We start from the raw sequence: 22,033 nt of genomic DNA, 5'->3' as shown, positions 1-22,033 counted from the left end.
AGTAACCTACTGCAATCTCACAACAGGTAGTGAATATGATCACCATTCGTGATGTAGCGCGTCAGGCTGGCGTCTCTGTGGCAACGGTTTCCCGAGTGCTCAATAACAGCACGCTGGTAAGTGCAGAAACGCGTGAAGCGGTAATGAAAGCCGTAAGCGAACTGGATTACCGACCAAACGCCAATGCCCAGGCGCTGGCAACTCAGGTGAGTGATACCGTTGGCGTGGTGGTGATGGACGTTTCTGATGCGTTTTTTGGCGCACTGGTGAAAGCCGTCGATCTCGTCGCCCAACAGCATCAGAAATATGTGTTGATTGGCAACAGCTATCATGAAGCGGAAAAAGAGCGTCACGCCATCGAGGTGTTAATTCGCCAGCGTTGTAATGCGTTGATTGTTCATTCGAAAGCGTTAAGCGACGACGAACTGGCGCAGTTTATGGACAACATTCCCGGTATGGTGCTGATCAATCGCGTTGTACCGGGTTACGCCCATCGTTGCGTTTGCCTGGATAATCTCAGCGGTGCCCGAATGGCGACGCGTATGTTGCTGAATAACGGTCATCAACGCATCGGTTATCTTTCTTCCAGCCACGGCATTGAAGATGATGCAATGCGCAAAGCCGGCTGGATGAGTGCGCTGAAAGAGCAGGATATTGTTCCGCCGGAAAGCTGGATTGGCACCGGCACGCCGGACATGCCCGGCGGTGAGACGGCAATGGTCGAGCTGCTGGGACGCAATCTGCAACTTACTGCTGTGTTTGCTTATAACGACAATATGGCCGCTGGCGCACTGACGGCATTAAAAGATAATGGCATTGCGATTCCGTTACATCTCTCCATCATCGGTTTCGATGATATCCCCATCGCCCGTTACACCGACCCGCAATTAACGACCGTGCGTTATCCCATTGCTTCGATGGCAAAATTAGCTACTGAACTGGCCTTGCAGGGCGCAGCAGGCAACATTGATCCGCGAGCCAGCCACTGTTTTATGCCGACGTTAGTGCGTCGGCATTCTGTCGCAACACGCCAGAATGCGGCGGCGATCACTAACTCAACAAATCAGGCGATGTAACCGCTTTCAATCTGTGAGTGATTTCACAGTATATTAACAATGCGATAGCTATGATTGCACCGTTTTAACGTTGTAACCTATATGTAACAGTGAATAATCACTTTTATCGAGGTTATAGCGTCATAACAACAATTAAAGCCGTTTTCTGGAGCGTTACCGGGCATGGAAGAACGAATTTTAAAACGTGAGCTTCGGCGTTCAGTAACACTTCATTAACTATACTGCCCCGCCGAGCATTTATCTCAAGCACTACCCTGCATAAGAAAAACCGGAGATACCATGAATAAGAAGGTGTTAACCCTGTCTGCTGTGATGGCCAGCATGTTATTCGGTGCCGCTGCACACGCTGCAGATACCCGTATTGGTGTGACGATTTATAAATACGACGATAACTTTATGTCCGTGGTGCGTAAGGCTATCGAACAAGATGCGAAAGCCGCGCCAGACGTCCAGCTGCTGATGAATGATTCACAGAATGACCAGTCCAAGCAGAACGATCAGATTGACGTGCTGTTGGCGAAAGGGGTGAAGGCGCTGGCAATCAACCTGGTTGACCCAGCTGCTGCGGGTACGGTGATTGAGAAAGCGCGTGGGCAAAACGTGCCGGTGGTTTTCTTTAACAAAGAACCTTCCCGTAAGGCGCTGGATAGCTATGACAAAGCCTACTACGTAGGCACTGACTCGAAAGAGTCCGGCATTATTCAGGGCGATTTGATTGCTAAACACTGGGCGGCGAATCAGGGTTGGGATCTTAACAAAGACGGTCAGATTCAGTTCGTACTGCTGAAAGGTGAACCGGGCCATCCGGATGCAGAAGCGCGTACTACCTACGTGATAAAAGAACTGAACGATAAAGGTATCAAAACCGAGCAGTTACAATTAGATACCGCTATGTGGGACACCGCTCAGGCGAAAGATAAGATGGATGCGTGGCTGTCTGGCCCGAACGCCAACAAAATCGAAGTGGTTATTGCCAACAACGATGCGATGGCAATGGGCGCGGTAGAAGCACTGAAAGCGCACAACAAGTCCAGCATTCCGGTGTTTGGCGTCGATGCGCTGCCAGAAGCTCTGGCACTGGTGAAATCCGGTGCACTGGCGGGCACGGTGCTGAACGATGCTAACAACCAGGCGAAAGCGACCTTTGATCTGGCGAAAAACCTGGCCGATGGCAAAGGTGCGGCTGATGGCACCAACTGGAAAATCGACAATAAAGTTGTCCGCGTTCCTTATGTCGGCGTAGATAAAGACAACCTGGCTGAATTCAGCAAGAAATAAGACTGATTGGGCGCAGTCGTTTACTGCGCCCTTATTGTATGGCCAACAAGGTAAAATTATATGGTCAGCTCAACGACTCCGTCTTCCGGGGAATACTTGCTGGAAATGAGCGGTATCAACAAGTCTTTTCCCGGTGTTAAGGCACTTGATAACGTTAATTTAAAAGTCCGGCCACATTCTATCCATGCATTAATGGGAGAAAATGGCGCAGGAAAATCAACATTATTAAAATGCCTGTTTGGTATTTATCAAAAAGACTCCGGCACCATTTTATTCCAGGGTAAAGAGATCGATTTTCATTCTGCCAAAGAAGCACTGGAAAATGGGATTTCGATGGTACACCAGGAGTTAAACCTGGTATTACAACGTTCGGTGATGGACAACATGTGGCTGGGGCGATATCCCACCAAAGGCATGTTTGTCGATCAGGACAAAATGTACCGTGAAACCAAAGCGATTTTTGATGAACTGGATATTGATATCGATCCGCGTGCGCGGGTCGGGACATTATCTGTTTCGCAAATGCAAATGATCGAAATCGCCAAAGCGTTTTCCTATAACGCAAAAATTGTGATTATGGATGAACCGACTTCTTCGTTAACCGAAAAAGAGGTCAATCATCTGTTCACTATTATTCGTAAATTAAAAGAGCGCGGCTGCGGTATTGTTTATATCTCGCATAAAATGGAAGAAATTTTCCAGTTATGTGATGAAGTCACCGTATTGCGTGACGGTCAGTGGATCGCCACCGAACCGCTGGCAGGGCTGACGATGGACAAGATCATCGCCATGATGGTTGGGCGTTCTCTTAACCAGCGTTTCCCGGACAAACAAAACACGCCAGGCGAAGTGATTCTGGAAGTGCGTAACCTGACGTCGCTGCGCCAGCCTTCCATCCGCGATGTCTCATTTGATCTGCACAAAGGGGAGATCCTCGGTATTGCCGGTCTGGTGGGGGCGAAACGTACTGATATCGTTGAGACGTTATTTGGTATTCGCGAGAAGTCGGCTGGCACCATTACGCTGCATGGCAAAAAGATCAATAACCATAACGCCAACGAAGCTATTAACCACGGATTTGCACTGGTCACTGAAGAGCGCCGCTCAACGGGAATTTATGCCTATCTGGATATCGGTTTTAACTCGTTAATTTCCAATATTCGCAACTACAAAAATAAAGTTGGTTTACTGGATAACTCGCGGATGAAAAGCGATACCCAGTGGGTGATTGATTCGATGCGGGTAAAAACACCGGGGCATCGGACGCAAATTGGTTCACTTTCCGGCGGTAATCAGCAAAAGGTGATCATTGGTCGCTGGCTGCTAACGCAACCAGAAATATTAATGCTCGATGAACCGACGCGCGGTATTGATGTTGGGGCGAAGTTTGAAATTTATCAGTTAATTGCCGAACTGGCGAAGAAAGGCAAGGGGATTATTATTATCTCCTCCGAAATGCCAGAGTTGTTAGGGATAACAGACCGTATTCTGGTGATGAGCAATGGTCTCGTTTCTGGAATTGTCGATACAAAAACAACAACGCAAAACGAAATTCTGCGTCTTGCGTCTTTGCACCTTTAAGATTAGGGGCTTCCTATGAGTGCGTTAAATAAGAAAAGTTTTCTTACTTACCTGAAAGAGGGCGGTATTTACGTCGTTCTTTTAGTTTTGCTGGCGATTATAATTTTCCAGGATCCTACTTTTTTAAGTCTGTTGAACTTAAGTAATATTCTCACCCAGTCATCGGTACGTATTATTATCGCGCTCGGCGTGGCAGGGTTAATTGTCACTCAGGGGACTGATCTTTCTGCCGGGCGCCAGGTAGGGCTGGCAGCGGTGGTAGCCGCGACGTTATTGCAGTCGATGGAAAACGCCAACAAAGTGTTCCCGGAAATGGCGACGATGCCGATTGCACTGGTTATTCTGATTGTCTGTGCCATTGGCGCAGTTATCGGTTTAATCAACGGCCTGATTATCGCTTATCTCAACGTAACGCCGTTCATTACCACGCTCGGCACGATGATTATCGTCTACGGCATCAACTCGCTCTATTATGACTTTGTGGGTGCGTCGCCAATTTCTGGTTTTGACAGTGGCTTCTCTACCTTTGCTCAGGGCTTTGTCGCGCTGGGGAGTTTCCGTCTCTCTTACATCACCTTCTACGCGTTGATTGCGGTGGCGTTCGTCTGGGTGTTGTGGAACAAAACCCGCTTCGGTAAGAACATTTTTGCCATTGGCGGTAACCCGGAAGCGGCAAAAGTATCTGGTGTCAACGTCGGCCTGAACCTGCTGATGATTTATGCGCTGTCTGGCGTGTTCTATGCCTTCGGCGGGATGTTAGAAGCCGGACGTATCGGCTCTGCGACTAACAACCTTGGCTTTATGTATGAGCTGGACGCCATCGCGGCGTGCGTGGTGGGCGGCGTATCGTTCAGCGGCGGTGTGGGGACGGTCATTGGCGTGGTGACCGGGGTAATTATCTTTACGGTCATCAACTATGGCCTGACGTACATCGGCGTAAATCCGTACTGGCAGTACATCATCAAAGGGGCGATTATTATCTTCGCCGTGGCGCTGGATTCACTGAAATACGCGCGTAAGAAGTGATATGAATGTAGGGATTGCCGGATAAGACGTTGGCGCGTTTTATCCGGCCTACAATGGGCTCAATATACTGATTTGTATGGTTTTTGTAGGCCGGATAAGGCGTTTACGCCGCATCCGGCGACAGGAGCCAAATGCCGGATGCGATGCTGGTTCTACAACGTTACCGGATGTTCTTTCTCTCCTTTTTTAAACTTCACTTCCCCGAGATCAATACACCCCACCGGACAGACATGACCGCAAAGCAAACAACCGACGCATTTTTCGGTATTGCAGTGCGGCGTGCGCGATTTCTCATCCCATTCCATCGCCTGATGCCCACCGTCGTAGCAGGAAATATAACAGCGCCCACAGCCGACACATTTATCAAGATTAATATGGGGATAGACGATATAACTGCGGTCTAAATCTTCCGCCGGGACAATATTATGATTCGCCAGGCCAACCATCTCCTGCAACGAATCAAATCCCTGATCGGCAAGATAATGTGACAACCCGCTCGCCATATCTTCCACAATGCGATAACCGTACTGCATGATGCCAGTGGTCACCTGTAACGTTGCCGCACCGAGTAATAAAAATTCCGCTGCATCTTCCCAGGTCTCAATACCACCGATACCGCTAATCGGGAAATCACGCAGTTCCGGATGGGTGCGCATTTGCTGAATAAAGCGCAGGGCGATCGGTTTCACCGCTTTACCGGAATAACCTGAAATACTCGATTTACCGTTAACGATCGGCATACCAATTTTCTGATTAAGATCGATATTGGTGATGGATTTGACGGTGTTAATCGCCGCAATGCCATCTGCGCCACCACGCTTCGCCGCCAGCGCCACTTCGCACATATCACCGATATTCGGCGTCATCTTCGCCAGCATCGGCAAAGTGGAACCGCGTTTCACCGCACGACAATATTTTTCTACCAGTTCCGGACTTTGCCCGACATCGCTCCCCATCGCATGAGAGGTCATCTGCGGGCAGGAGAAATTACATTCGATCATATCGGCGCCTGCTTTTTGCACCAGACGCGCCAGATCCTCCCATTGTTGCTCATTTTCCCCCATGATCGAGGCGATCAGCACCTTGTCAGGGTAATCTTCTTTCAACCGACGCAAAGCGGCCAGATTCTCCTCCAGGGGATGTTCGGCAATCTGCTCCATATTTTTGAAGCCAATAAAACCGGTATCTTCTTTCACCAGATGATCAAAACGTGGCGAAACTTCGTTGGCGATAAAAAAACCGATCGTTTTAAACACCACGCCGCCCCAGCCTGTGTCGTAGGCTTTGGCGCACATCTCATAGCAGTTGCCTACCGGCGAAGAAGAAAGGCAGAACGGGTTGGGAAACTTCACGCCGCAAAAGGTAATCGAAAGATCTTTCGTTAACATGAGCAAGCTCCCTCTAAATAGTGATGAATCGCCTCGGCGGCTTCTTTCCCGGTCTTCACGGCATAAACCACGGTTTTGTCGCCCTCAACAATATCGCCAGCGGCAAACAGTTGTGGGTCGCGAGTCTGGTAATTTTTCGTTTCGATGATGTTGCGCTTCGGCTCCAGCGCCGCAAAAGCGGTAAGTTCGGCATGTTGACCGACGGCGAGAATAATTTTGTCCGCTGCCATTGTCAGTTCGCCCGGCAAACGAACATGTTTAAAGGTAACTTTATTGCCCTCTACCGCCACTGGCGTAAAGCCATCAATAATCGATACCCCCAATTTCTGGGTGCTGGTGAACTCTTTCTTGCTTGCCGGAAATTCATCTAACTCTTCGCGCGCCACACAGGTCACCGCCTGGCAGCCGAGAACTTTCAGCGTGCTGGCAACGTCCATCGCGACATCGCCGCCGCCAATAATTAATGCGCTTTGCGGGATGCGGATATCGCCTTGTGCCTGACGCGCGCGTTGCAGGAAATCGACGGCGATCTCAACGTCGCTATGCTCAAACAGCGGCAGCCGAGAACCGCTCGATAACCCCACGGTGACCAGCACTGCGCGGTTTTCTGCTTTCAGTTGTTCCAGCGAAAGCGTTTTGCCAATTTCACAGTTGCACTTAATGGTCACCCCCATTTTTTCGATGCGAGCGATTTCCGCATCCAGCACCGACTGCGGCAAACGAAATTGCGGAATACCGTTACACAACCAGCCACCGGGTTGCGCTCCTTTTTCATAAATTGTGACGTCGTAACCCAGATTGGTCAGCGTCACGCTGGCTTGTAATCCGGCTGGGCCTGCACCAATAATCGCGACTTTACCGCGCGTCTTGCTGCCCGGTTGATAAATCTCCATTCCGGTTTGTTGTTCAAAATCAGTAACAAAACGTTGTAAGCGACCAATATCAATGGGGTCATCGACACCCGCACGGGTACAACCGCTCTGGCATAATTTTTCCGTAGGGCACACTCTGGCGCAAACGGCACCGAGGGCATTATTTTCGCGAATTGTCTCGGCAGCGCCTTTAAAATTACGAAAATAGATTGAGCGAATAAATTTCCCCGGATCGGTTTGCGCCGGGCAAGCCTGGCTGCAGGGCGCGTCGTGACATAATAAACAGCGGGAGGCTTCTTTAATCGTCAGTAAAGGCGTAAAAGCCGGAGTGAGTTCATCCAGATAATTTTGTTGCGGCATGTGATCTTCCTTAATGCTATGGGTAATTAAGGCGAACGCCTGTTTTACCCGCAATACTTCAAGTTACATGTGCTGCGATGTTGCGCCTTTCTGCAACTCAAATTATTTTGGGTAAATATAACGTACTAATATTAAGGCTAAGCGTGCGGGGGAATTTAAACTGTGAAAAGATTCACAAATAGCTGCGGTTCAGAATGTTATATCCGCAGCCTGGTGGGTGAACTAATAATTATTCTCAATAATTAGCAAGAGGAAGAAATAATATTATCGGTAAAAAATAAGATAAATAATCATGCCGATGGATAAAAGTCCGAAGCCGCTATATGCAACTATATAAGCGAAGAAGAGTCCGGGATTTTTGTCACGCCAGACATACACTGGTTCCAGGGAATTTTTAACCCGTTTATCAATTGCGCCAGCACGCCAGCCTTTCCAGGCTTCGCGAAAACAAAATACAGGGATCAGGAAAAAAACGGCAATGACAAAAAACTGCTGAACATCCATAACTACTTTCCTTGTTTCTTTTCTAATTCAAGTAATTGTTCGGGGGTAACGGCCGGATACCCCTGCGCATCTTCCGGCACCTGGTGCATTGCCGGAATAGGAACCAGAGGACCTAAAAAGCGTGGCTCACGTTTAAAGATATAAAGATCAGCCAGAGCGCCGAAACGAGCGGCAAATTCACGAATACGTACCGACCACATATCTTTGGGTGATGGTACGGCATAACACTGCGCCTGAATACCCATGTGCAGAGCGATAAATAATGCCCGTTCACAGTGGAAACGCTGAGTGATAATAATGAAGTCGTTAGTATCGAAGACTTTGCGCGTGCGTACGATAGAGTCGAGAGTTCGAAAACCTGCGTAGTCGAGAACAATATCAGCTGGATCGACACCAGCGGCAATTAAATCTTTGCGCATGGTCATCGGTTCGTTATAACTCTGCAACGCGTTATCGCCGCTAAGTAATAGATAATTCACCTTACCGCTGTTATAGGCATTTATTGCCCCCTGAATACGGTAGCGGTAATACTGATTAATCACCCCGGTGCGATAATACTTCGCGGTGCCAAGTACCACGCCGACCTGGCGGTAGGGGAGATCCTGTAACTCGTCGTAGATATAAGGCGCAGTTTTCCAGCTCATCCAGCGATCGAGGCCGAGCACAGTCAACAGCAGCAAGCCGATCAGGACTAACAGGCTGTAAAACACGCGCTTTAACATGCAGAAAACTCGATCTTGGGGAATTTCAATCAGGCTACTTTACCTGCGGGCTTTGCGCAAGAAACGGCAAACTGTTTGCCGGGATTTTCGACACCAGGATAAGTTGGCAAGCCTGATGCGACGCTTATCAGTGTGCCAGGGCTGTAGGCCGGACAAGGCGTTCACGCCGCATCCGGCACCAGGCTTAAGCGAGAAGAACGCGGTCGATATTGTTGCAGCCGAGAGCTTTCAGCGTTGCGGAGGTTGCATCCCACTGAATCAACGGCGCATCGGCTTTTTCTGCCAGAATCGCGCGCTGAATATCCGGGTAATCATACCCCTTGAGATTCAACAGAATTAACGCTCCTTGTAATGGCGGCAGAGTCGGGTTGAATGCCGCGTTTTCAGCGTAGCTACCGCTGAAAATACGACCGTCTTTACATTCCAGCGCCACGCCGCTTGGGGAGTTGCTGTAAGGCATGTGTGAACGGTTTGCCGCTGCGATCGCCGCCTGAGAAAGCGCATCGCCGGTCAGTGCAAAGCCGTGATCCTGCTCGTCCATCAGCAGCGTTTTAATCTCCAGATCTTTCGGCCCAAAAGCATCCGGCAGATAGTCACGCAGCGCGTGCGCTTCGCGACCCGGTAGATGAATACGCAGATCCAGACCGCTATTCAGTTCATTCATAAACTGACGGCAGTGACCGCAAGGCGTGTAGTTAACGGTGATAGCGGCGAGTGCTTTCTCACCGCTCAACCAGGCGTGGCTGATAGCACTTTGTTCGGCATGAACGGTTTGCTGCATTGTCGCGCCAATAAATTCCATATTGGCACCAAAATACCAGGTTCCACTCACGCCGCGCGCAATAGCGCCAACATTAAAATTCGACAATGGCGTGCGGGCACAGGCCGCCGCCAGCGGCAGCAGTGCGAAAGCCAGCGCGTCTTCGTCCAGCCCCGTTGCGCTCTTCAGCGAAGAGACCTGCTCTTTGGTCAACAACGCAGGAAAATACTTGTCTGCCAGAATGGGTTCCAGTGCAGATTGCAAGTTATCCGCAAGTTGGGCAAAAGCAGTTTGAAAACGTGGATGCATGGCGTTGCCTCATAATCATGTAATGGGATAACAGTTTACGAACCCGTTATGCCTTTATATGTGATCTGAATCTCATTAATTATGCAACGCGTGAAACTTACATCAAAAATGCGCGACGCATCGCAAAATTTTAGCCCATTACAGCCAGAATAATCGGGAAAAGGAACGGTGCGATCAGCGAGGTAATAATCCCGCACAGCACCAGTGCCAGCGAACTAAATGCGCCTTCCTGATAATCCAGCTCGGCACAGCGCGCCGTACCGAGGGCGTGAGAGGCCGTTCCCATCGCCAGACCGCGCGCCGCTTTGGTGCGAATACGCATCGCATTAAGCAACGTATGACCAAACACCGCGCCCAGAATACCGACGAAAATGACGCAAACTGCGCTAATTGCAGGGATACCGCCAATACTGCCGCCAACCGCCATCGCAATTGGCGTAGTCACCGACTTCGGCAAGATTGACGCGGCGATTTCTGGTGAAGCACCCATCAACAATGCCACGGAAGTCCCTGTCACCATCGCGACCACGCTACCGATAAAACAAATGGTGATGATCGATTTCCAGCGCGCGCGGATCTGATGCAGCTGTTCATATAAAGGATAGGCCAGCGCCACCACCGCCGGTTGCAGCAGATCGTTTAAAACCTCACTACCTTTAAAATAGTTGTCGTAAGAGATGCCGGTCAGCATTAAAAAAGGAATGATCACCACCATTGCCACCAGCAACGGATTGAGCAATGGAAATTTATACCGCGCTGCCAGTTTGCGGGCGGCAAAAAAGACAATCAATGTCAGCGGTAATGACCACCAGATATTCGCCATCATTTCTCTGATCCTTTCTGACCTATGACTTTACGTTCACCGTGTACCAGGTGCGAACTCCAGCTCACCACCAGAAAAACCACCAGCGTACTAATGGCACAGGAAACCACTACCGGGCCAAACTGTGCGCGCAGCAAATCAAAATATTGCATGACGCCTACGCCAATCGGCACAAACAATAGCGCCATATAGCGAATCAGTACGTAGCACCCCGGATTGACCCACTTCGCCGGAAGAATTTGCAAGGCCAGCAGGACAAACAGGATCAGCATCCCGATGATGCTGCCCGGAATGGTTACCGGTAGCAGGGAAGCAATGAAAATACCTGCATACAGGCAGGCATAAATCAGGACAAAAGCGCGTAAATATTGCCAGATAATGTTCAGTGTCTTACTCATGATCAACACCCCAGATGAGATGGATTCATCATACAATTAATCTGTAAAACGTGCTACCGATCACATCATGAAATCTGAGCATAGTTGAATTACAGGAGACGAATATCGGGCAAGCGCCCAATTCAGTGGTCTAATTCTGGTTCAAAAAGTGCAGGAACCGACTTAGCGCACGGGAGGGCGTTTCGTTATTACGCCAGAACACGCCGACGCTGCCTTTCTGTTCTATCTTCGGCAGGTTCAGGATCACCAGTTGCCCCTGACTGGCATAGCGTTGCGCCAGACGTAAAGAGAGTATAGAAATCATGTCGCTGCTTTGGAGCAGATTGGTGCTGACGTTCATTGACGCCGATTCAATGGTGTTTTCTGGCAGCATCACGCCATGTTCTACCAGCGCATTATCAATACTGAGACGAATAGGTGTCCCGGTTGGCCAGACTATCCAGCGCCAGTTAGCCAGATCATCCCAGCCAAGAGCGGCATATTTCGCCAGTGGATGGTTTGGGCGAGCGACAAAGCACACTGGCTCGGTGTAGAGCACCTGATAATTTAGCGGCAGTTGCAGTGCACGACCACCAATACGACCAACCACTACATCCACAGAACCTGCCAGCAGGTCTTGCAGTAATGGCGTCATCACCTTCTCTTCGATATTCAGGTGCAGCGTCGGCATCTCTTTTAGCAAATGCAAAATTGCCTGGGATACGCAGTCAGTGGCGACAGGAGAACAACCTATTTTCAGACTGCCGACCAGCCCGCCTTGTTTAAAGCGCGCCAGTTCATGTTGCGATCGCTCCATGTCATTGATTAATCGTTGGGCATGTTGCAATAACAATTTGCCACCTTCGGTCGGACGTAGCCCTTTGCTGTGCCGCTCAAAGAGTGTGAGGCCGATCTCATCTTCGAGTTGTGACAGCCATTTCGACAGCGCAGGCTGAGTGATATTCATCATCCGCGCCACATGGGTCAGATTACCCTGTTCGCCCAGCGCCACCAGCATTTGCAGGTGATGAAGTTTTAATTTCTGCGCCCAGTTTGCCATTTGCCATAACCTCCAGGTTATCTCTCTGCCGAAAATGCCATTGTACATTTCATCTCTTTAATCACAATATCGCAACATATACAAAACAATAGAAACATCTACCTTACCTGCACTGAGGCATTCACTATGACTCAACGACGTGATTTACAAGCACTGATCGATGCCGCTCCGGTCGGCAAGATGCAGTGGCGCGTTATCATCTGCTGTTTTCTGGTGGTAATGCTCGATGGTTTTGACACGGCGGCTATCGGCTTTATCGCTCCCGATATTCGTACTCACTGGCAACTCTCCGCAGGCGATCTCGCGCCGCTGTTTGGCGCGGGTCTGTTGGGATTAACCGCAGGCGCGCTGCTTTGCGGCCCGTTGTCCGATCGCTTTGGTCGTAAACGGGTCATTGAGTTGTGCGTCTTTTTATTTGGTGCGTTAAGTCTTGCCTCTGCTTTTTCACCAGATCTGCAAACACTGGTAATCCTGCGCTTTCTCACTGGGTTAGGTCTTGGCGGCGCAATGCCGAATACCATCACCATGACGTCGGAATATCTGCCAGCTCGTCGTCGAGGCGCGCTGGTAACGCTGATGTTTTGCGGTTTCACGCTGGGGTCAGCCTTTGGCGGGATTGTCAGCGCGCAACTGGTGCCGGTGATTGGCTGGCACGGCATTCTGGTGCTGGGAGGCGTATTACCGCTGATTTTATTTGTCGCGCTGGTGGTGGTTTTGCCGGAATCGCCACGCTGGCAGGTGCGTCGCCAGTTACCGCAGGCGGTAATTGCAAAAACCGTGAGTGCCATGACTCGCGAGCGTTATGTCGATACCCACTTTTATCTCAATGAACCAGCCGCTATTGCCAAAGGCAGCATTCGCCAGTTGTTTGCCGGGCGTCAGTTAACCATCACGTTGATGCTGTGGGTCGTTTTCTTCATGAGCCTGCTGATCATTTACCTGCTCTCAAGCTGGATGCCGACGTTGCTTAACCATCGTGGTATCGACCTGCAACATGCGTCCTGGGTCACCGCCGCATTCCAGATTGGCGGCACGTTGGGCGCGCTGGCGCTGGGCGTACTGATGGATAAATTCAATCCTTTCCGCGTGTTGGCGCTGAGCTATGCCATAGGCGTTGTATGCATCGTGATGATTGGCTTAAGTCAGGACGGATTATGGCTGATGGCACTGGCTGTCTTTGGCACTGGCATTGGTATCAGCGGATCGCAAGTGGGGCTGAACGCGCTGACCGCCACGCTCTACCCGACACAAAGTCGCGCCACGGGCGTGAGCTGGTCAAACGCCGTCGGTCGCTGCGGCGCGATTGTCGGTTCGCTTTCTGGCGGCGTGATGATGGCGATGAATTTCTCTTTCGACACTCTGTTTTTCATTATCGCTGTGCCTGCGGCGATCAGTGCGGTGATGTTAACGCTGCTGATTACCGTCGTTCGCCAGTCGACCTCTGTCCCTGACTCACTGCCTCGCGCAGGCGTTGTGAACGAATAAGGAGCATCTCAATGACTGATAACAATCAAAATAGCCGCGAGCAATTTTATCAGCACATTTCCGGGCAAAACCTGACCCCGCTGTGGGAGTCGTTGCACCATCTGGTGCCGAAAACGCCCAACGCTAATTGCGCGCCAGCGTACTGGAATTATCAGGAGATCCGCCCGTTGTTGCTGGAAAGTGGCAGCCTGATTGGCGCGAAAGAGGCGGTGCGTCGCGTACTGGTGCTGGAAAACCCGGCGCTGCGCGGTCAGTCCTCTATTACCGCCACCTTGTATGCCGGTTTGCAACTGATCATGCCAGGCGAAGTGGCACCAAGCCATCGTCATAACCAGTCGGCGCTGCGTTTTATTGTTGAAGGTAAAGGCGCATTTACCGCCGTTGATGGCGAACGCACGCCAATGAATGAGGGCGATTTTATCCTGACCCCGCAGTGGCGCTGGCACGATCACGGTAATCCTGGCGACGAACCGGTTATCTGGCTGGATGGACTGGATCTGCCATTAGTGAACACTCTGGGCTGCGGTTTTGCCGAAGATTATCCGGAAGAGCAACAACCGGTAACGCGCAAAGAGGGGGATTATCTGCCGCGTTATGCCGCCAATATGTTGCCGCTGCGCCATCAGACGGGGAACTCCTCGCCGATCTTTAACTACCGTTATGACCGCAGCCGCGAAGTGCTGCACGATTTAACCCGGCTGGGCGATGCCGATGAGTGGGATGGCTACAAAATGCGCTACGTCAACCCGGTCACTGGCGGGTATCCGATGCCGTCGATGGGCGCTTTCCTGCAACTGTTGCCGAAAGGGTTCGCCTCCCGCGTGGCGCGCACAACTGACAGCACCATCTACCACGTGGTGGAAGGCGGCGGGCTGGTCACTATCGGCAATGAAACCTTCACCTTTAGTGCAAAAGATATCTTCGTGGTGCCGACCTGGCACGGCGTGTCATTCCAGACCACGCAAGATACCGTTTTATTTAGTTTTTCGGACAGACCGGTACAAGAAGCCCTGGGGCTGTTCCGCGAAGCGCGTTATTAATTTGGGAGAGAAAAAATGACTCAATATGTATTCGAACCGCAAGCGCCCGTTACCGTACCGGTTGTTGGCAGTGATGAACAATTCCCCGTGCGTCGCGTTTACTGTGTCGGACGTAACTATGCTGCCCACGCCCGCGAAATGGGCTTCGATCCGGATCGTGAACCGCCATTCTTCTTCTGCAAACCAGCGGATGCCGTTGTTCCGGTTGCCGCTGGCGAAACGCTGGCGCTGCCATATCCGGCGCAGACCGATAACTACCATTATGAAATTGAGCTGGTAGTGGCAATTGGTAAAAAGGGCAGCGATATCCCGCTGGAAAACGCCCATGAATATGTCTGGGGTTATGCCACGGGGCTTGATATGACCCGTCGCGATCGTCAAATGGAAATGCGCCAGATGGGACGCCCGTGGGAAATCGGCAAAGCGTTTGATCTCTCTGCGCCGATCGCGCCGCTGCACAAAGCCAGCGAAACCGGCGGTATTGAGAACGCGCCAATCTGGTTACAGGTTAACGGCGAAGATCATCAGCGCAGCGATATTCGTCATCTCATCTGGTCAGTGAATGAAACCATCAGCTACCTGTCCGGCTTCTTTGAACTGCAACCGGGCGATCTGATCTTCACCGGCACGCCGGAAGGTGTTGGCCCGGTGGTGAAAGGCGATGTGATCACGGGCAACGTCGAGGGTTTAACCCCTATCGCGGTGAAGATTGTCTGAGGTGCAAGATGAAGCTGTACAGTTTTTTTAATAGTTCAGCGTCGTACCGGGTGCGTATCGCGCTGGCGCTAAAGGGTATCGATTACCAGACCGAAGGGGTGAATATCCGCATTGGTCAGCAAAACGAACTGGCCTACCGGCGGATGAATCCGGTCGGGCTGGTGCCGACGCTGCTGACCGATGATGGCGAGTCACTCGGTCAATCGCTGGCGATAATTGACTGGCTGGATCGTCATTATCCACAAGTTCCGCTGTTGCCGCAGGAAGAACCGGCTCGCAATAAAGTCCTGGAAATTGTTTATGCCATCGCTTGCGACATTCATCCTCTGAATAATTTGCGTGTGCTGCGCTACCTGACCGAAGAACTGAACGTCAGTGAAGAAGAGAAAAAACGCTGGTATGCGCACTGGATCCAGCAAGGGTTAAGCGCGGTGGAACAACTGCTGCGCCAGAGCCAGTCGGGGCAATTTTGTGTGGGCGAGACGCCGACGCTGGCAGACTGCTGCCTTGTCCCACAGTGGGCAAATGCGTTACGCATGAACTGCGACCTGAGTGCATATCCGCGCTGTAAAGTGGTGTACGACGCCTGCACGCAGCTGCCAGCATTTATAGCTGCCGCGCCAGAAAATCAACAAGATAAAATTTCAGCCTGACCAGGAGAAGCATAATGACGAAAGTGACACGCGCAGTAATTGTGGGAGGCGGGATCGGCGGTGCGGCAACTGCGCTGTCACTGGCCCGCCTGGGGATCAAAGTCGTGCTGCTGGAAAAGGCACATGAAATCGGTGAGATTGGCGCAGGCATCCAGTTGGGGCCAAACGCGTTTTCGGCGCTTGACAGTCTTGGCGTCGGGGAAATTGCCCGTCAGCGCGCGGTGTTTACCGATCACATCACCATGATGGACGCAGTAAACGCCGAAGAGGTGGTGCGCATTGAAACCGGGCAGGCCTTTCGTGACCATTTTGGCGGCCCTTACGCGGTGATCCATCGGGTTGATATCCATGCCTCGGTGTGGGAAGCGGTACTGACGCATCCGGACGTCGAATATCACACCTCCACACAGGTGGTGGATATTCGTGAGACGGAAGACGATGTCACCGTTTTTGACGATCGCGGCAATAGCTGGAGCGGCGATATTCTGATTGGCTGTGATGGCGTGAAGTCAGTGGTGCGTCAGAGCTTATTAGGCGATGTGCCGCGCGTTACCGGGCATGTGGTCTACCGTGCGGTTATCGATTGTGCCGATATGCCGGAAGATTTGCGTATTAACGCGCCGGTACTGTGGGCGGGGCCGCACTGTCACCTGGTGCATTACCCTTTGCGCGGCGGCAAGCAGTATAACCTGGTGGTGACATTCCACAGTCGCCAGCAGGAAGAGTGGGGCGTGAAGGATGGCAGCAAAGAGGAAGTGCTCTCCTATTTTGAAGGCATTCATCCACGCCCGCGCCAGATGCTGGATAAACCGACCTCATGGCGACGCTGGTCAACTGCCGACCGCGAACCGGTGGCGAAGTGGGGAACGAAGCGCATAACGCTGGTGGGCGATGCGGCGCATCCGGTGGCGCAATATATGGCGCAGGGTGCCTGTATGGCACTGGAAGACGCGGTGACGCTCGGTAAGGCGCTGGCAGAATGTGACGGCGATGCGGCACAAGCCTTTGCGCTGTATGAGTCGGTACGTATTCCACGCACCGCGCGCATCGTCTGGTCAACCCGTGAAATGGGGCGGGTATACCACGCTGCGGGGGTAGAACGCCAGGTACGTAACCTGCTGTGGAAAGGGAAATCGCAGGCAGAGTTTTATCGTGGTATGGAGTGGCTGTACGGCTGGAAAGAAGATAACTGTCTGCAACCACGTTGAGCACTTTAATCCGCTGACCGGAGGCGCTACCATAGCGCCTCATTTTTTTGCGGGTGATGATATGCGTGTACTACTGGCGCCGATGGAGGGTGTGCTTGACTCTCTGGTGCGTGAATTGCTGACCGAAGTTAACGACTACGATCTGTGCATCACCGAATTTGTCCGCGTGGTCGATCAACTGCTGCCGGTAAAAGTCTTTCATCGCATTTGCCCTGAACTACAAAATGCCAGTCGAACGCCATCCGGTACGCTGGTGCGCGTACAACTGCTGGGGCAGTTCCCGCAATGGCTGGCGGAAAATGCCGCTCGTGCGGTGGAGTTAGGCTCCTGGGGCGTGGATCTCAATTGCGGTTGCCCATCGAAAACGGTTAACGGTAGCGGCGGCGGGGCGACGTTACTCAAAGATCCCGAGCTCATCTACCAGGGGGCAAAAGCGATGCGCGAAGCTGTACCGGCGCATTTGCCCGTCAGCGTGAAAGTGCGGCTTGGCTGGGACAGCGGCGATAAGAAGTTTGAAATTGCCGATGCTGTTCAACAGGCTGGCGCCACGGAACTGGTGGTGCATGGGCGGACAAAAGAGCAGGGCTACCGTGCGGAGCATATTGACTGGCAGGCGATTGGTGAAATTCGCCAGCGGCTGAATATTCCGGTGATTGCCAACGGTGAAATCTGGGACTGGCAGAGTGCGCAACAATGTATGGCGATGAGCGGCTGCGACGCGGTAATGATTGGTCGCGGGGCGCTGAATATTCCCAACCTGAGCCGGGTGGTAAAATATAACGAACCGCGAATGCCGTGGCCGGAGGTGGTTGCTTTGCTGCAAAAATATACCCGTCTGGAAAAGCAGGGCGATACTGGGCTATATCACGTCGCGCGAATTAAACAGTGGTTGAGTTATTTGCGTAAAGAATACGATGAAGCAACGGAATTATTTCAGCATGTTCGGGTGTTGAATAATTCCCCTGATATTGCAAGGGCTATTCAGGCAATTGATATCGAGAAACTCTAAAAACCATAGTGATGTTTTTTGACAATGTGTTAGCTCTTTATCAATAGGCCGCACGGTTGTTTGGTGGCGCCAAAATCGCCGAGGCGTTCCCTGGAGGCCGGGGCAGCCCACATGGATGTGGGCTGAGGGCGCGTTTTACAGGGATGTTACCTCGCGCCCGACCCGGTAGCCGCAAGGGATAAGCCGAGGGCACCGCGCAGCGGCGATTTTGTTCGCCAGAGCCCGGGGGTGCAGGGGGCGGCGGCGATTGGCCGCCCCCTGCGCGCTCCTTGCGCCAGTGATTATATGAAGCAATGCACATGACAGGAGCGCAACAGGATGAGAGACTGAAATATTCTTGTTATTTTCGGATCTGATGACATTAATTAATTTTAAAATATCATCTTAAATACGCCAGTCACCACCAGTAGCCCAATCAGGAAAATAATCAATACAGCCCAGAGTATAATTTTCATTGGCGTTCCTTTATTTGTGAGTGCTGAGTAAGTATAGGAAAAAATAAAACCCTTTGCCGTTATTCATAACCGATTAAGATAAATCGGAGAATATCATTTACTTACTGTATGTTTTTCTGGATATGTCGTTTTATTGCCAGTGATGTATTGCCACGCGAAACTAAAAAATATATCGCAACACACGGTAATCTCCGCGCACCATTTCTTACCTGATTATTCCCCATGAATCGTGATCCCTTTTATCCAGCCATCGCCTGTTTTCCGCTGTTGCTTATGCTGGCCGGATGTGCGCCTGTGCACGAAACCCGCCAGGCGTTAAGCCAGCAAACGCCCGCTGCACAAGTTGACGCCGCATTACCCATGGCGCTGAAGAATGGTTGGCCAGACAGTCAGTGGTGGCTGGAATATCACGATAATCAACTCACTTCATTAATTAACAATGCACTACAGAACGCACCGGATATGCAGGTGGCTGAACAGCGCATTCAACTGGCTGAAGCCCAGGCGAAAGCTGTAGCCACTCAGGATGGTCCGCAGATCGACTTTTCTGCGGATATGGAGCGGCAAAAAATGTCGGCAGAAGGGTTAATGGGGCCGTTTGCTCTGAACGATCCTGCGGCAGGTACGACCGGTCCGTGGTACACCAACGGTACTTTTGGCTTAACGGCGGGCTGGCATCTTGATATCTGGGGAAAGAATCGGGCGGAGGTTACTGCTCGCCTGGGTACGGTTAAAGCACGGGTGGCGGAACGCGAGCAAACTCGCCAATTGCTGGCTGGCAGCGTGGCACGTCTGTACTGGGAGTGGCAAACCCAGGCGGCGTTAAATACTGTCTTGCAGCAAATCGAAAAAGAGCAGAACACCATTATCGCGACCGATCGCCAGTTGTATAAAAACGGAATTACCTCTTCGGTTGAAGGTGTGGAAACCGATATTAATGCCAGTAAAACCCGGCAGCAGCGCAACGATGCGGCGGGAAAAATGAAAATTATTGAGGCGCGGTTAAGTGCGCTGACTAACAGCCAGGCGAGCGCCTTAAAGCTGCATCCGGTCGTGCTGCCTGAAGTGGCAAGCCAGCTTCCTGATGAACTGGGTTATTCCTTGCTGGCACGCCGTGCCGATTTGCAGGCGGCGCACTGGTACGTTGAATCATCCTTAAGCAGCATCGACGCGGCAAAAGCGGCCTTTTACCCCGACATAAACCTGATGGCCTTCCTGCAACAAGATGCATTGCACTTAAGCGATCTGTTCCGCCATTCCGCGCAGCAAATGGGCGTTACGGCAGGCCTGACGCTACCCATTTTCGATAGCGGCCGTCTTAACGCCAACCTCGATATCGCGAAAGCCGAAAGCAACTTGTCTATCGCCAGCTACAACAAAGCGGTGGTTGAAGCGGTAAATGACGTGGCGCGGGCAGCCAGTCAGGTTCAGACGTTGGTGGAGAAAAACCAGCATCAGGCGCAAATTGAGCGCGATGCCCTGCGTGTGGTAGGTCTTGCGCAGGCACGCTTTAACGCGGGCATCATTGCTGGTTCCCGCGTCAGCGAAGCCAGAATCCCGGCGCTGCGTGAACGGGCGAACGGTCTGCTCTTGCAGGGGCAGTGGCTGGATGCCTCCGTTCAACTCACCGGCGCGCTGGGTGGGGGCTACAAACGCTGATGATATGCGCCTTCTATACTTAACGTTTATTCAGCGTTAAGTGGAGAACTCGATGGCACAGGTCGCGATAATTACCGCCTCCGATTCGGGGATCGGTAAAGAGTGCGCGTTATTACTGGCGCAACAGGGTTTTGATATAGGCGTTACCTGGCACTCAGATGAAGAAGGGGCAAAAGAAACCGCGCGTGAAGTGGTTAGCTACGGCGTCCGTGCGGAGATGGTGCAACTGGATCTCGGCAATCTACCAGAAGGTGCGCAGGCGCTGGAGAAACTCATTCAACGACTGGGGCGTATTGATGTGCTGGTGAATAACGCGGGAGCGATGACCAAAGCGCCGTTTCTTGATATGGCTTTTGATGAGTGGCGCAAGATTTTTACCGTTGATGTCGATGGTGCTTTTTTATGCTCGCAAATTGCCGCCCGCCAGATGGTGAAACAGGGGCAAGGTGGTCGCATCATCAACATTACATCGGTACATGAACATACGCCGCTGCCGGATGCCAGCGCCTACACCGCCGCTAAACATGCACTCGGCGGGTTAACCAAATCGATGGCGCTCGAACTGGTCAGGCATAAGATTCTGGTGAATGCGGTCGCGCCAGGTGCCATCGCCACGCCGATGAACGGCATGGATGACGGCGACGTGAAGCCCGATGCCGAGCCATCAATTCCCCTGCGGCGTTTCGGCGCAACGCATGAGATTGCCAGTCTGGTGGCCTGGCTATGTTCCGAAGGCGCAAATTACACCACCGGGCAGTCGTTGATTGTCGATGGTGGTTTTATGCTGGCGAATCCGCAGTTTAAACCGGAGTAGCGCAATGGGATATGTGGATATTTCAATGGGTATGTTGTAGGCATGATAAGACGCGCCAGCGTCGCATCAGGCATGGTGCACCTGATGTCGGATGCGGCGCGAACGACTTATCTGGGGCAACTGCTTTATGCCTGATTATTCGGCTTTTTCTTCCCGCGCCGTTTCAGCCACCAGCGCACGCCAACCACCAGAACCACGGCCAGAATCAACCAGACCCAGTGTTTCAGATGCTGATCAAGACTGTGCAACCACGGCGCAATCACCTGACCACCGGCGTAACCGATAGTGGTAAAAATCAACGCCCAGGCAAATGCGCCGAGAATATTCAGCGGCAGAAAGATTTTCGGCGGCAACTGGCTGGCACCAATCAGCGTCGGGCCAATGACCCGAAAGCCATACATAAAACGCGTGCCAATAACAAACAGATACGGATGGCGCTGGATCAGTTTCTGCGCCCGCTCAATTTTATCCTGATGCTTTGAGATACGACGCAACAGCTTGCCGCCAAACCGCCGTCCGCACAGATAAAGCACCTGGTCGCCAATCATGCCGCCAAGCGCCACAGAAAGAACCACCAGCGGGAATTTTAATAATCCCTGATGTGCCGCAACGCCTCCCAGCAAAGTCACGGTTTCACCCTCTGCCAGACTGCCGAGCACCAGCGCGGCATAACCATATTGTGAGATGAGTGTATTGAGATCCATAGGCCAGTCTGTCTCCCTTTGGTTGCCTGTAAGCATACACCCTGTGAATTGTTTGCGCAGAAAAAGGCGTTTCATCACGCGACGCAAATTTCACAACAGGGCAAAAAATAACCACAAGCTGACTTATACTTGAACTGTCAGGTTCAGCAACTC

The 22,033-nt window shown here is 51.8% G+C and carries 22 protein-coding genes; 12 read left to right on the top strand and 10 right to left on the bottom strand.

Features of this window, described 5'->3' with window-relative positions:
* Positions 1-35: 35 nt before the first annotated feature.
* From galS to mglC, 4 genes are all read left to right on the top strand, one after another.
* Positions 36-1,076 carry an HTH-type transcriptional regulator GalS gene (gene galS / locus RGV86_RS05080; RefSeq protein ID WP_000628680.1) on the top strand — a complete coding sequence of 347 codons (1,041 nt, stop codon included), beginning with the start codon at positions 36-38 and terminating at the stop codon, positions 1,074-1,076.
* Between the two features lie 279 nt (positions 1,077-1,355).
* Entirely contained in the window at positions 1,356-2,354 is a 999-nt protein-coding gene (mglB, locus tag RGV86_RS05075; protein ID WP_001036964.1) for a galactose/glucose ABC transporter substrate-binding protein MglB, read from the top strand.
* Between the two features lie 60 nt (positions 2,355-2,414).
* Entirely contained in the window at positions 2,415-3,935 is a 1,521-nt protein-coding gene (gene mglA / locus RGV86_RS05070) for a galactose/methyl galactoside ABC transporter ATP-binding protein MglA (RefSeq protein ID WP_000255048.1), read from the top strand.
* A gap of 15 nt (positions 3,936-3,950) precedes the next feature.
* On the top strand, positions 3,951-4,961 hold the full coding sequence (gene mglC, locus RGV86_RS05065) for a galactose/methyl galactoside ABC transporter permease MglC (RefSeq protein WP_001275122.1): 1,011 nt from the start codon (positions 3,951-3,953) through the stop codon (positions 4,959-4,961).
* 152 nt (positions 4,962-5,113) lie between these two features.
* Here the strand turns inward: mglC and preA are convergent, their stop codons facing one another.
* From preA to RGV86_RS05025, 8 genes are all read right to left on the bottom strand, one after another.
* Complete coding sequence (gene preA, locus RGV86_RS05060) at positions 5,114-6,349, bottom strand: NAD-dependent dihydropyrimidine dehydrogenase subunit PreA (protein WP_000956051.1); 1,236 nt, start codon at positions 6,347-6,349, stop codon at positions 5,114-5,116.
* The gene (locus tag RGV86_RS05055; protein WP_137598269.1) at positions 6,343-7,581 is read right to left on the bottom strand and encodes an NAD(P)-dependent oxidoreductase; all 1,239 of its coding nucleotides are present in this window, start codon (positions 7,579-7,581) and stop codon (positions 6,343-6,345) included. Before RGV86_RS05055 ends, preA begins: the two co-directional genes overlap by 7 nt.
* Positions 7,582-7,845: 264 nt before the next feature.
* Positions 7,846-8,085: a DUF2542 family protein gene (locus RGV86_RS05050; protein ID WP_000383083.1), complete on the bottom strand. Its 240-nt coding sequence runs from the start codon at positions 8,083-8,085 to the stop codon at positions 7,846-7,848.
* Positions 8,086-8,087: 2 nt separating this feature from the next.
* Complete coding sequence (sanA, locus tag RGV86_RS05045) at positions 8,088-8,807, bottom strand: outer membrane permeability protein SanA (RefSeq protein ID WP_000920075.1); 720 nt, start codon at positions 8,805-8,807, stop codon at positions 8,088-8,090.
* Between the two features lie 184 nt (positions 8,808-8,991).
* A complete protein-coding gene (gene cdd / locus RGV86_RS05040; RefSeq protein WP_000553574.1) occupies positions 8,992-9,876 on the bottom strand; it encodes a cytidine deaminase in 885 nt (294 codons plus the stop codon).
* Between the two features lie 130 nt (positions 9,877-10,006).
* Entirely contained in the window at positions 10,007-10,702 is a 696-nt protein-coding gene (locus RGV86_RS05035) for a CidB/LrgB family autolysis modulator (protein ID WP_000968197.1), read from the bottom strand.
* Entirely contained in the window at positions 10,699-11,097 is a 399-nt protein-coding gene (locus RGV86_RS05030; RefSeq protein WP_001516704.1) for a CidA/LrgA family protein, read from the bottom strand. Before RGV86_RS05030 ends, RGV86_RS05035 begins: the two co-directional genes overlap by 4 nt.
* A gap of 130 nt (positions 11,098-11,227) precedes the next feature.
* The gene (locus RGV86_RS05025; RefSeq protein WP_000024642.1) at positions 11,228-12,136 is read right to left on the bottom strand and encodes a LysR substrate-binding domain-containing protein; all 909 of its coding nucleotides are present in this window, start codon (positions 12,134-12,136) and stop codon (positions 11,228-11,230) included.
* 126 nt (positions 12,137-12,262) lie between these two features.
* Between RGV86_RS05025 and mhbT the strand changes: the two genes are divergently transcribed.
* The 6 genes from mhbT to dusC all read left to right on the top strand — a co-directional run bounded on the left by mhbT (position 12,263) and on the right by dusC (position 18,248).
* Positions 12,263-13,621, top strand: coding sequence for a 3-hydroxybenzoate transporter MhbT (gene mhbT / locus RGV86_RS05020; protein WP_000194207.1), 1,359 nt, complete (start codon positions 12,263-12,265; stop codon positions 13,619-13,621).
* 11 nt (positions 13,622-13,632) lie between these two features.
* The gene (gene gtdA, locus RGV86_RS05015; RefSeq protein WP_000131690.1) at positions 13,633-14,661 is read left to right on the top strand and encodes a gentisate 1,2-dioxygenase; all 1,029 of its coding nucleotides are present in this window, start codon (positions 13,633-13,635) and stop codon (positions 14,659-14,661) included.
* Between the two features lie 15 nt (positions 14,662-14,676).
* A complete protein-coding gene (locus RGV86_RS05010) occupies positions 14,677-15,378 on the top strand; it encodes a fumarylacetoacetate hydrolase family protein (RefSeq protein ID WP_000196042.1) in 702 nt (233 codons plus the stop codon).
* An 8-nt stretch (positions 15,379-15,386) separates the two neighbouring features.
* Positions 15,387-16,031, top strand: coding sequence for a maleylacetoacetate isomerase (gene maiA / locus RGV86_RS05005; RefSeq protein ID WP_000781173.1), 645 nt, complete (start codon positions 15,387-15,389; stop codon positions 16,029-16,031).
* A gap of 14 nt (positions 16,032-16,045) precedes the next feature.
* A complete protein-coding gene (locus tag RGV86_RS05000; protein WP_000170146.1) occupies positions 16,046-17,239 on the top strand; it encodes a 3-hydroxybenzoate 6-monooxygenase in 1,194 nt (397 codons plus the stop codon).
* Positions 17,240-17,300: 61 nt separating this feature from the next.
* On the top strand, positions 17,301-18,248 hold the full coding sequence (dusC, locus tag RGV86_RS04995; RefSeq protein WP_001264860.1) for a tRNA dihydrouridine(16) synthase DusC: 948 nt from the start codon (positions 17,301-17,303) through the stop codon (positions 18,246-18,248).
* A 371-nt stretch (positions 18,249-18,619) separates the two neighbouring features.
* Here dusC and yohP read toward each other — a convergent pair whose 3' ends face one another.
* Positions 18,620-18,703: a small membrane protein YohP gene (gene yohP, locus RGV86_RS04990; RefSeq protein WP_000691708.1), complete on the bottom strand. Its 84-nt coding sequence runs from the start codon at positions 18,701-18,703 to the stop codon at positions 18,620-18,622.
* Between the two features lie 222 nt (positions 18,704-18,925).
* Here yohP and mdtQ point away from each other — a divergent pair, with 222 nt between their 5' ends.
* A complete protein-coding gene (gene mdtQ / locus RGV86_RS04985; RefSeq protein ID WP_085460937.1) occupies positions 18,926-20,362 on the top strand; it encodes a multidrug resistance outer membrane protein MdtQ in 1,437 nt (478 codons plus the stop codon).
* Positions 20,363-20,414: 52 nt separating this feature from the next.
* Positions 20,415-21,176: an SDR family oxidoreductase gene (locus tag RGV86_RS04980; protein ID WP_085460936.1), complete on the top strand. Its 762-nt coding sequence runs from the start codon at positions 20,415-20,417 to the stop codon at positions 21,174-21,176.
* 125 nt (positions 21,177-21,301) lie between these two features.
* On the opposite strand, the gene RGV86_RS04975 is transcribed toward RGV86_RS04980, so the two are convergent.
* Positions 21,302-21,880, bottom strand: coding sequence for a DedA family protein (locus tag RGV86_RS04975; RefSeq protein ID WP_085460935.1), 579 nt, complete (start codon positions 21,878-21,880; stop codon positions 21,302-21,304).
* Between the last annotated feature and the right edge of the window lie 153 nt (positions 21,881-22,033).

It is taken from the genome of Escherichia ruysiae (assembly GCF_031323975.1).
Lineage (GTDB): Bacteria > Pseudomonadota > Gammaproteobacteria > Enterobacterales > Enterobacteriaceae > Escherichia > Escherichia ruysiae.
The sequence above is the reverse complement of the archived record's forward strand: the minus strand, read 5'-3'. Positions and strand labels throughout refer to the sequence as shown.